Consider the following 11359-nt stretch of genomic DNA (forward strand, 5'->3'; position numbering starts at 1 on the left):
CTCTGCCGTCGGGAGAGGGGCCCTTTTCCGGCGGCTTCTGAGGTCGCGACTACTTGATTACTTGTCGCTGACAGTGAAGCGTCGTGTGCTGCGGATATCGGCGCTGGAGGCACCGATCTGCACCTCGTAGACGCCCGGATCCACGGTGTAGGCCTTGCGCTGCTCGTCGTAGATGCGCAGTGCATCGGCCGCCTTCACGGTAAATGCGACTTCGCGCTGTTCGCCCGGTTGCAGGGTCATGCGCTGAAAGCCACGCAATTCCTTGCCGGCGCGCTCGCGCCTGGGCGCGAGCGGATGCAGGTAGAGCTGCACCACTTCATCGCCCGCACGCTTGCCGGTGTTGCGCACCTTGACGGTGGCGCGCAGCGTGCCGTCGGCGCTCACAGTGTTGCGATCCAGCTGCAGATCCGAATAGGCGAACTGCGTGTACGACAGGCCATGGCCGAACGGATACAGCGGGGTACCGGTGAAGTAGCGATAGGTTCGGCCGCGCATGGCGTAGTCGTCGAAGGCGGGCAGGCGCTCGGCTTCGGTGTAAAAGGTGATCGGCAGGCGGCCACCGGGGCTGGCCTGGCCGAACAGCACATCGCCCACCGCGCTGCCGCCGCGCTGGCCGGGATACCAAGCCAGCAGGATCGCCGGTACATGCTGCTGCGCCCAATCCACCGCCAACGCCGAGCCGGTGGTCAGCACCGCCACTACCGGCGTGCCGGTGGCCTGCACCGCTTGCAGCAATTCGCGCTGCGGTCGGGGCAGGCGGGTATCGGTGCGATCGCCACCGGCAAAACCGGGATAGTTGACGTCCATCTCCTCGCCTTCGACATCGCCGGTGAGGCCGCCGACGAACACCACCACGTCCGCATTGCGCGCGGCATCCATCGCTTCCTGCAATGGCGGCTTGGCGCCAGGCATGCGCCAGGCCAGGCGCACCCCGGCATCGCGGGTGGCTTCGTAGTACTCCACGCGCAGGTCGTAGGCCTTGCCGCCCTGCAGCGCCACGCTGGCAGTGCCACCGCGCATGCGGGGCGCGTCGCTCCAGTGGTCGATGAGCAGCTTGCCGTCCAGGTACAGACGCACGCCGTCATCGGCGGCGATCTGTAACTCGTAGCTGCCCGAGACCGGCGGCAGCAGCTGGCCCTGCCAGCGCACGCTGAAGTCGTCCTTGTCCAGGGCGCGTTCGGGTTGCAGCTCGCCGCGGCCGACGGCGTCGTCGGTCGGGGCATTGCGATCCCAGCGGAACGCGATGCGCGGATCGATGCGGGTCAGCACCGGCTGGCCGGACAAGGTGCGGCCACGGAAGTACTCGCCGGTGAGGCCGTTCTGTCTGGCATCGGCGGCCGGGCGCAGGTAGACCGCATCGATGGGCGCGGCGGCGTTGGGGTCTTCGCGTCCTTCCACCAGATCGCTGCCGCGTGCATACACCACCTGTGCCTGCGGTGCGGCCTCACGGATGCCCTGCAGGATGGTGACCGGTGCGGCAGGTGTGCCGTAATAGTTGCCCAGCAGCGACATCGGATCGTCGGCAGTGGGGCCGACCACGGCGATGCGCTTGAGCGTGGGCTTGAGTGGCAGCAGGCCGTCGTTCTTCAGCAACACCAGCGATTCGCGCGCGGTGCGCCGCGCCAGCGCGTCGTGCTGCGGCGATTGATTGGCCGAGGCGGGAATCTTCGCCCACGGCACCTGGGATGGCGGGTCGAACATGCCCAGGCGCAGACGCGCGGCCATCAGCCGCTTGAGCGAGATGTCGATGGCGGCCTCGTCGATCAAGCCGGCGCGCACCGCGGCAGGCAGCGCGGCATAGGTGTTGCCGCAATCCAGGTCGGTGCCGTGGCGGACGCCGAGTGCGGCGGCTGCCTCGGGCGTGGGGACGATCTTGTGGTTCTGCCAGATGTCGCGGATGGCGGCGCAGTCGCTGACGATGTAGCCATCGAATCCCCAATCCTGACGCAGGATGCCCTCCAGCCGCTGGCTGGCCGAGGCGGATTCACCGTTGACGCGGTTGTAGGCGCCCATGACCGCCGCGACATGGCCCTCCTGCACCAAGGCCTGGAAGGCGGGCAGGTAGGTGTCGTACAGATCGGCCTCGCTGGGGTGCACGTCGAAGTGGTGGCGATCGGCTTCGGGGCCGCTGTGCACGGCGAAATGCTTGGCGGTGGCATCGAGCTTGCGGTACGGCCCCTGCTGCGCCTGCAGCCCCTGGACGAAGGTCACCCCCATGCGCGCGGTCAGGAACGGATCCTCGCCGTAGGTTTCCTGCCCGCGGCCCCAGCGCGGGTCGCGGAAGATGTTGATGTTCGGCGACCAGAACGTGAGCCCCTGATAGCGCTTGCGCTCGCCGCGCGCCACGAACGCATGGTGCTTGGCACGCGCCTCGTCGCCGATGGCGGTGGCCACTTCGGCCATCAGCGGGGTGTCGAAGGTGGCTGCCAATCCGATCGCCTGCGGAAACACCGTGGCACCGCCGGCGCGCGCCACGCCATGCAGCGCTTCGTTCCACCAGTCGTAGGCGGGCACCTGCAGGCGCGGGATCGCCGGGGTGGCGTTCTGCATCTGTGCGGCCTTTTCCTCCAGCGTCATGCGCGATACCAGGTCGGCGGCACGCGCATCGAACGCAACCTGCGTGTCCAGGTACGGCGGCGGTGCTGCGGCATGGGCAGTGCCTGCGGTGCACGCCAGCGCGAGCAGGACGCCGTGCGCGAGCGAACGAAAACGGGCGATCGGGTACGAAGACATGGTCAGTCCTGTTGAGGGCGGTCGGATTGCGATTGGGCGAACGGCCCGATCATGCTGCCGACGAAACCGCCGGCCTGTGCGGTGCTGAGCATGCCGGCGTCGTCGTCGCGAACAAGCGATTGCCAGCCGCCACCGGTGGCATCGAAGTCGAAACTGTAGCGGCCGCCGTCGCCACGGATCTGCAGGCGCAGCTGGGCGCTGGCCGGGATGGAGGTCTGCGCCAGCGTGATGGTGGTGGCACCGTCGCGCTTGTCCACGAACACCTGCAGCCTGTCGCCGTCGCGGCGCACGCCCAGTGCGTACCACGCGTCGGCGTTCTGGAAGGCGGCCAGCCCCGCGCGTACCCCGGCCTGGCTGGGCACCGCCAGCAAGGTGCTGGCGCGAAAGCGCGTGTGCTGCTGGCGGCGTGCGATGAACGCCGGCGTGCCGCCGCCTTCCAGACCCTGCGTATCGGCATGCAGCGTCAACCAGCCCGCGCGCGAGTGCAGCTCGGCCAGCGTGCGCTTGGGCACGCGCAGCGACAGCCACTCGCGTTGCAGGCTGGCAGCGTCGAAGGCGTCATGCCAGCGGAAGTTGCCCGAGAGCGGTGCCTGTTCGGCCGGCAGCCTGGTACCGGCCGGTGCCTTGGCCGTGTAAGGAATCGCCGCGCCGCCCGGCAGCAGCGACGGCCAGCCATCGCGCCACTGCACCGGCAACAGGAAGGTTTCGCGCCCGGTGTTGTAGTGCTCGCCCGCATACGGCCGGCTGGCCAGGAACACCGCCCACCACTGCCCGTTCGGTGCTTCGACAAAATCCGCGTGGCCGGCGTTGCTGACCGGGTGCGCACGGTCGGCAGGCAGATCGCGCTGGGTCAGGATCGGGTTGTGCGGTGCGGGCGTATACGGCCCCCAGACATGACGGCTGCGCAACACCACCTGCGAATGCTGCGGCCCGGTGCCGCCTTCGGCGCACGACAGGTAGTACCAGCCCTCGCGCTGATACAGGTGCGGGCCTTCGATCCAGATCGGTTTGCTGGCCGGGTCCACGCCGCCGTCGAGCAGTACCTTGCGCGGGCCGACTGGTTGCCGGGTGGCCAGATCGAAGCGCTGCATCCAGATCGCGCGATGTCCTTCGTACCGCGCAGTGCCTTCCGGTGGGCCGTTGTTGAGCAGATATGCGCTGCCGTCGGTGTCGAAGAACAATGACGGGTCGATGCCGTCGATGGTCGGCAGCCAGGTCAACGCCGACCACGGGCCTGCGGGGTTGCTGGCACTGGCGATGAAATTGCCACCACTGTCGACCGAGGTGCCCACCACATGGAACATGCCGGCATGGTGACGAATGCTGGCGGCGAACATGCCGCGCGACACGCCCAGGCCGTCGTAGTCGAGCTGGTCGGTGCGCTCGACCACATTGCCGATCTGCGTCCAGTGCACCAGATCGCGGCTTTCGAACACCGGAATCGCCGGGAAGTACGCGAAGGTGGAGTTGACCAGGTAATAGCGTTCGCCCACGCGGGTGACACTGGGGTCCGGATAGAACCCGGCCAGCACCGGGTTGCGATAGTGGCCGGCCGGCAGCGGCGTGGCGAACACCGCGTCGTCGCCGCGATACTCGAACCAGTCGAATGCCACCGCGACCGGTGGCTGCGCACGCGCCGGCGCACCGCCCAGGGCGGCCATGACCAGCGCAGCGGCGCATGCACGCAGCATCACCAGTCCCACATCGCGCCGTCTTCCAGGCGGGCGATGGGCAGCTGCTTGGGCACGTACGGATATTTGGCCGCCAGTTCCTCGTCGATATCCACGCCATGCCCCGGCGTTTCGCCGCAATGCAGGCGCCCATCGCGAAACACGTAGTCGTGCGGGAACACCGCATTGGCCTCGTCGGAATGGAACATGTACTCCTGGATACCGAAGTTGGGCACCCAGGTGTCGAAGTGCAGCGCCGCGCCCATGCACACCGGCGACAGATCGGTGGCGCCGTGGAAGCCGGTGCGCACCTGATGCAGGGCCGCAAAATCGGCCAGCCGGCGCACATGGGTGATGCCGCCGGCATGCACGATCGTGGTGCGGATGTAATCGATCAGCTGCTGTTCGATCAGGTGCTTGCAGTCCCAGATCGAATTGAACACCTCGCCCACCGCCAATGGCGTCACCGTGTGTTTGCGGATCAGCTCGAACGCACGCTGGTTGTCGGCCGGCGTGGCGTCTTCCAGCCAGAACAACCGGTAGGGCTCCAGGTCGCGACCCAGCCGGGCGGCTTCGATCGGGGTCAGCCGATGATGCGCGTCGTGCAGCAGCTCGATCGCGTCGCCGTGGTCGTTGCGCAGCTGTTCGAACAGCTTCGGCACCACGCCCAGATAGCGCGGCGTGGACCACACGGTTTCGGTGGGCAGCTCGCTTTCGGCCGGTTCGTACGGTTTGCCGCCGACAGAAATGCCGTAGGTCTTCTTGATGCCGGGCACGCCGCATTGCGCGCGAATCGCGATGAAGCCCATCTCGCGGAAGCGGCCCACCTCGTCGCTGGTTTCGGCGATATCGCGGCCGTTGGCATGGCCATACACCAACGCACCCTCGCGCGAGCGCCCGCCCAGCAGCTGGTACAACGGCATGCCCGCCATCTTGCCCAGGATGTCCCACAACGCCACGTCCACCGCGGCGATCGCGCTCATCGTCACCGGTCCACGCCGCCAGTACGCACCGCGGTAGAAGAACTGCCAGATGTCCTCGATGCGCCCGGCGTCGCGGCCGATCAGGTTCGGCACCAGGTGTTCCTGCAGATACGCCGCCACCGCCAGCTCGCGGCCGTTGAGGGTGGCATCGCCCAGCCCGGTGATGCCCGAGCGGGTGCGGATCTTCAAGGTGACGAAGTTGCGGCCCGGGCAGGTGACGATGACGCGCGCCTCGACGATCTCGCGATCGCGGGCCGAACCTTGCAGCGGGGCGGGGGACTCGGGGGTCTGTGACATCGCAGTCTCTTTCAGGGGGAAGTGGTGGCGGTGACGGGAGCTTCGAACGGGCCGGCCGGCAGGCCGCTGCGGTCGTACAGCGTGCACACCGGGCTGTCGGCCCAGCAGTAGCGCACACGCGCCGCATCCATGCCGGAAGGAATGCGCAGGCGGACCTCGCGGCCCTGCAGCGTGGCGCTGGTGTAGCGGCAACTGTTGGCTGCCGCGCCGCAGACCTCGAAGCCGATCGGCGCATCGTTGCCGTAACTCAGCAGCGCGCCATCCACCTCGTCGAAGGCGATGCGCACGCTGTCGCCATCGCGTTGCACGGCGCGTGGTACCGGACCCGACGGCGCAATCGCCTCGCCATACACCACGCGCCGGGCCGCACGTGCCAGGCGCCGGCCCAGCTCCTGCTTGTTGGCCGGATGGATGTCGTAGCGGTCGCCGATATCGATCGCCACTGCCAGGCCGGCATGCGCGTCCCCGGCCACGAAGCGGCGTTGTGCCTCGCGCAGCTGGGCCCAGCCGCTCTCCGCCGGTTGCGTGGGCGGCGTGCCGTAGTTGGCCAGCTGCACGACGAGTAACGGCAACTGCGCCCCGAAGCGCCCGCGCCAGTCGTGGCGCCATGCCTCCAGCAGGGCCGGGTAATGCGCCGCATCGCCGGCATTGGATTCGCCCTGGTACCACAGCACCCCCCGCAGGCCCAGGTGACCGAGCGGGGCGATCATGCCGTTGTACAAGGTGGTCAGCCCTGCAGCCGATGACCACGGCGCACGTGGCGGCGAGCCCAGCTGCGGCGGCACGATGCGGTACTGCCAGGGCGCGCTCAGCGGCAGCGTGCTGCCGTCGGCGAACTGCAGCGCACGCGAGGAGGCATCGCCGAGCAGGCCGCCGCGTCGATAGGTGTTGAGCACGTTGAGCACGATACTGTTGCGCCCGGCATGCAGGTGACCGCGTGGGAGCGTGTAGCGGCGCGGCTGGTCGGCGCCGTAGCTGCTGCCCACGCCGACGCCGTTGACCCAGGTCTGGTCCAGCTCGTCCACTGGCCCAAGCACCAGCGTTGCCTCCTGCGCGGCCTGCGCGGGCGTCAGCTCCACGCTGGTGCGATACCAGAGCATGCCGTTGAAGCCCACCAGCTGCGGCACGCCCCAGTCGTCCCACGCGCCCAGCCCGGCAGGTGCCGCTTGCCACGCGCCCGGCGCATCCGGCTGCCACGGCTCGCCTTCGCCATGCGCGCGCCACCAGGTTTCCCACAGCGTCGCCCAGCGTGGTGCCGCCGCCTCCGGGCTGCCGGCATACCGCGCCAGCACATCCAGTGCCGGGCCATCGTCGCCGGCCGCGCGCAGCGCCGCCTCGCCGATCCAGGCCTGCAGTTGCGAGCCACCCCAGGAGGCGTTGATCAGCCCCATCGGAACGGCGACGCTCTTGCGCAACTCGCGCGCGAAGTAATAGCACGCGGCGGAGAAGTCCTTCACCGCCTCCGGCGTGGTGCGCTGCCATTGCGCCGGGCCGCCGAAGCTGCGCTGCGGGGTAGGGCTGGACTGCGCCGGCACCTTGAACATGCGGATGTCCGGTTGATCGGCATCGGCGATCTCGCTGCGCGTATCCAGCGTGCGATGCACCTGCAGTTCCATGTTCGACTGGCCCGAACACAGCCAGACATCGCCGATCAGCACATCGGTCACCTGTTGCGTGGTGCCGTCGGCACTGCTGGCGGTCAGCGTGTACGGCCCGCCCGCCGTCTGCGCAGGCAGCTGCACCTGCCAGTGGCCCTGGCGATCCGCGCGCACCTGTCGCTGCTGGGCCTGCAATCGCACCCGCACGCGCGCACCGGGCGCCGCATCGCCCCACACCCGGATCGGCGCATCGCGTTGCAGCACCATATGGTCCTGGAACAGCGGATGCAGCAGCGGCGCATCCGCTGCGCAGGCCGCATCGGCTGCCAGCGCGGCCAGCAGCAGGCTCAGGCTGCGCAGGTTCATTTCGGATTTCCCGGTGCGTACGGAAAGGTCAGGCTCTGGTAGTACGCCAGCGGATGCGCGGGTACGGCCGCGCCCGGCGGCAATGCGCGCCCGGACACGCTCTGGAAGTAGGCGATGCTGGCATCGCGCCACCACTGCGCCTCGCGCTGCTGGATGGCCAGGAAATCGGCCACCTGCTGGTAGCGCGGCGGATCGATCCTGCCGGCCAGGCCTTGCCAGGTCCTGCGCATCGCCGCCACCTCGGCCACGCCATGGTCGTAATGCCAGACCAGCTCGTCCCACAGCGTCCTGCCGGACGCCATGCGGTGATCCCACGGCAGATGATGGAACCACAGCAGGTACTGCTCGGGGACCCGCCGCGCATCGCCGAACACCCGCGCCACCGGCGCTGCGTACTGCGCCACCGCGTTGCTGCCGCTGGCGCTGCGGTCGAAGCCAATCCCGTGACGGTCGGCGCGGTGGTAATACACCGGGTCCCAATCCGGACGCTCGCTGCCGGCATCCCAGGGCGCCGGGCCGTAATGGTGGCCGCGGCCCATCAGGTGATGCAGGCCCAGCGGCGTCATGTAGTCCACCACGGCCTCGCGTGAGCGCAGCAGCATGCCGACCACCGGCGCGACCACCGCCGGATCGTTGGAAAAGGTCATGCGCACCCAGTCCTGCGCGATCGCCTGCGGCGACAGCTGCGGGTCCCATGCCAGCCGCCCATACGCATACCAGTTGGCCTGATCGAAGATCGAGCCGCTCCAGTTGCGATCGGCGCCGATATTGGCCACCCCGGCCATGCCGGTCAGCCGCTTGCGCTTGGCATCATCGAACAGGCTGCCATCCACCGTCCTGGCGACCGTCGAGCCCTTGCCGCGCGCATAGGTATCGGCCTGCAGGGTCTCGGAGAACAGCGTGCCCAGATAGGCCAGATGCGTGGAGAAACCCAGATACTCCTTGGTGATCTGGAATTCGGGCATCAACGGCGTCCGGCGCATCGCACCGAACAACGGGTGGAATGGCTCGCGCGGCTGGAAGTCGATGGCGCCGTTCTTCACCTGCACGATCACGTTGTCGGCAAATGCGCCGTCCAGCGGCATGAACTCGCTATAGGCCTGCTTGGCGCGGTCGTCGGGCTGCTCGTGCGAATACACGAACGCCCGCCACATCACCACGCCACCGTGTGGCGCCAGCGCAGCGGCCAGCAGGTTCGCGCCATCGGCATGGGTGCGTCCGTAATCCTGCGGCCCAGGCTGTCCTTCGGAATTGGCCTTGACCAGGAACCCACCGAAATCCGGAATGCGCGCATAGATCTCGTCGGCCTTGTCGCGCCACCACTGCCGCACCCGCGGGTCGAGCGGATCGGCCGTGGGCAGCCCACCGATCTCGATCGGCGCACTGAAGCGCGCGCTGAGAAACACCCGGATGCCATACGGACGAAACACATTTGCCAGTGCCGCTGCCTTGTCCAGATACTGCGGCGTCAGGCTCCAGGCCTTGGCATTGACATTGTTGAGCACGGTGCCATTGATGCCCAGCGAGGCGTTGGCGCGTGCGTAATCGGTGTAACGCGGATCCAGGTAACCCGGCAAGGTCTGCCAGTTCCATAGCGAGGCGCCGGCATAGCCGCGCTCCACCACACCATCGAGATTGTCCCAATGGTTGAGCATGCGCAGTTGCAGGCGCGGCGAGCCACGCACGTTCAACGCGGCGATCGATTGGCCGGTCTGCAACAGGCGCAGGAAGTGGAATGCGCCGTACAACGCGCCGATATCGCTACCGCCCACGATCGCAACAGCGTGGCGATCGTTCACGGTGACCGACTGGATCAGGTAGCCCTCGCGGTCCAGATCCGCGGTGTCCAGCTGCAGGGCCGCCAGTTGCGGCGCGCTGGCCGTCCCCAGCAACAGCGTGCCATCGCGCACGATCGCATCGGCCAGCGGCGGCGCGGCGCCCAGCAGGCCTTGCAGACCGCGCTGCAGCTCCTGGCGCGCAGCCCGCAGGGTCGGTGAATCGCCTGCGACCACCAGTGCCCGGGTGTATTCGCGCAATGCGGTGGCGTCATCCACCTGTTGGTAGCGCAACCACAACGCATAGCCATCCTCGGCACGTGCCTGGGCAATGGGCAGGAACGCGCCGCATAGCAGCATCAGCCCCATCAGTAAGCAGGCACCCATTGAAGCGCGATTGTTGCCGTTGGCCTGCCCGCTCATGACATCTGCTCCACGGCGCTTGGCGCATCGTCGCCGGTTTCCCCGCTCTGTCTGCTTCCCGGTACCATGGCGCGCATCGTCGTGTATGCCCTGGGTGCGGACGTCATTGCCGCTGTCGGTATGCATCGTGCAGCTTTCGCACTCACCTGAAGAGGCCACACTTGGAGAAGGTCAGGAAATCGGTCCGCCGCACCAGCCGCGCGACCACCATCGACGAGGTGGCGACGCTGGCGAAAGTGTCGCCGATGACGGTCTCGCGCGTGGTCAACAACAACGGCAGCGTGCGCGAGGCCACCCGCGAGCGCGTCATGCGCGCGGTGAACAAGCTCGGCTACACGCCCAATCTGGCTGCCAGCGCCCTGGCCGCCGCGCAGAGCACGCGCATCGCCTTGATCTACAGCGACCCCAGCGGCGCGTACCTGCGCGAATTGCTGCTGGGCGTGCTGCGGGTCGCCTCGCGCACTTCGATCCAGTTGGTCATCGATTGCTGGGACGACCTGGATACCGACGCCGAGCGCCGTGCCGCACGCAAACTCGCCAAGGGCGTGGCCGGCGTGATCCTGCCGCCGCCGCTGTGCGAATCCAGGGCAGCGGTGCTGGAACTGGTGCGCGCCAAGGTGCCGGTGGTGGCGATCGCTTCCAATCACTTCAGCCCCGATGTCGCCTGCGTGCGCATCGACGAATTCGCCGCCGCCAAGGAAATCACCGAGCATCTGATCGCGCAGGGACACACGCGCATCGGCTACATCGCCGGGCATCCGAACCTGTCGGCCAGCACGCGCCGTTTCGAAGGATTCCAGGCTGCCTTGTCCGATGCCGGTCTGCGCCTGGACCGGCATCTGGTGCAATCGGGCGACTACACCTACCGCTCCGGTCTGCTGGCCGCCGAGCGACTGCTTGCGCGCAAGCGCCGCCCCAGCGCCATCTTTGCCAGCAATGACGACATGGCCGCCGCCGCCATCTCGGTGGCGCATCGGCGCGGGATGGACGTGCCGCGCGATCTGTCGGTGGTGGGATTCGACGACACTTCCGCCGCCACCGCCGTCTGGCCGGAACTCACCACCGTGCAGCAGCCCATCGCCGCCATGGCCGATGCCGCCCTGGATATCCTGCTCAAGACGATTCGCGCCAAGGAACGCAGCTCGAAGATGGTCGATCATGTGGTCGCGCACCTGCTGGTCAAGCGGGATTCGGTGGCCGCACCGACATCGGTCGATCCGGCCGAGTAGAAGACGCTGGTCGCGCGCCGCGCAGCACCCGGCCGATACTGCCGGGCCAGTGGACTGTGCAACCCGCTGGTGCGCATGCCGTCTACGGATATACGCACGGTGTGGGCTGTCGACGGCTTTCGTTGCAACGCCGCCTGCATACGCCGCACTCGCAGCGCATGCAGGTGACGCGCACCCATGTGATGCTGCACGCACATGTGCGTGCTGGATCAACGCGTCAGATACTGATTGATCAGGTTCTCGTAGGCTTCCTGACGGCCGCTGATCTGCGTGGGCGCATTGCCG

Annotated in this window: 6 protein-coding genes; 1 reads left to right on the forward strand and 5 read right to left on the reverse strand. The window is 68.0% G+C overall.

Annotation, left to right across the window (positions count from 1 at the left end; genetic code table 11):
- Nucleotides 1-57: 57 nt before the first annotated feature.
- Genes LL962_RS16235 through LL962_RS16255 form a run of 5 tightly spaced genes read right to left on the reverse strand, consistent with a single transcriptional unit; the run spans nt 58 to nt 9809 of the window.
- A complete protein-coding gene (locus tag LL962_RS16235) occupies nt 58-2733 on the reverse strand; it encodes a glycoside hydrolase family 3 protein (protein WP_228317636.1) in 2676 nt (891 codons plus the stop codon).
- A gap of 2 nt (nt 2734-2735) precedes the next feature.
- Nucleotides 2736-4394, reverse strand: coding sequence for a glycoside hydrolase family 43 protein (locus tag LL962_RS16240; RefSeq protein ID WP_228317643.1), 1659 nt, complete (start codon nt 4392-4394; stop codon nt 2736-2738).
- Nucleotides 4395-4423: 29 nt separating this feature from the next.
- Entirely contained in the window at nt 4424-5683 is a 1260-nt protein-coding gene (gene manD / locus LL962_RS16245; protein ID WP_228317637.1) for a D-mannonate dehydratase ManD, read from the reverse strand.
- An 11-nt stretch (nt 5684-5694) separates the two neighbouring features.
- Nucleotides 5695-7647: a sialate O-acetylesterase gene (locus LL962_RS16250; RefSeq protein WP_228317638.1), complete on the reverse strand. Its 1953-nt coding sequence runs from the start codon at nt 7645-7647 to the stop codon at nt 5695-5697.
- Nucleotides 7644-9809, reverse strand: a complete 2166-nt coding sequence (locus tag LL962_RS16255) for an alpha-glucuronidase family glycosyl hydrolase (protein ID WP_228317644.1) — start codon at nt 9807-9809, stop codon at nt 7644-7646. Before LL962_RS16255 ends, LL962_RS16250 begins: the two co-directional genes overlap by 4 nt.
- 197 nt (nt 9810-10006) lie before the next feature.
- Here LL962_RS16255 and LL962_RS16260 point away from each other — a divergent pair, with 197 nt between their 5' ends.
- Nucleotides 10007-11074 (forward strand): LacI family DNA-binding transcriptional regulator, encoded by a 1068-nt coding sequence (locus LL962_RS16260; protein WP_146092419.1) that lies wholly within the window; start codon nt 10007-10009, stop codon nt 11072-11074.
- The last annotated feature ends 285 nt before the right edge of the window (nt 11075-11359 follow it).

It is taken from the genome of Xanthomonas sp. NCPPB 1067 (genome assembly GCF_020783795.1).
In the GTDB taxonomy this organism is placed as follows: Bacteria; Pseudomonadota; Gammaproteobacteria; order Xanthomonadales; family Xanthomonadaceae; genus Xanthomonas; species Xanthomonas melonis.

Excerpts from the sequence above, each read along its gene's own strand:
- LL962_RS16255 (WP_228317644.1), bottom strand. The coding sequence starts at position 9,809 with ATGGGTGCCTGCTTACTGATGGGGCTGATGCTGCTATGCGGCGCGTTC.
- LL962_RS16235 (WP_228317636.1), bottom strand. The coding sequence starts at position 2,733 with ATGTCTTCGTACCCGATCGCCCGTTTTCGTTCGCTCGCGCACGGCGTC.
- manD (WP_228317637.1), bottom strand. The coding sequence starts at position 5,683 with ATGTCACAGACCCCCGAGTCCCCCGCCCCGCTGCAAGGTTCGGCCCGC.
- LL962_RS16240 (WP_228317643.1), bottom strand. The coding sequence starts at position 4,394 with ATGGCCGCCCTGGGCGGTGCGCCGGCGCGTGCGCAGCCACCGGTCGCG.
- LL962_RS16250 (WP_228317638.1), bottom strand. The coding sequence starts at position 7,647 with ATGAACCTGCGCAGCCTGAGCCTGCTGCTGGCCGCGCTGGCAGCCGAT.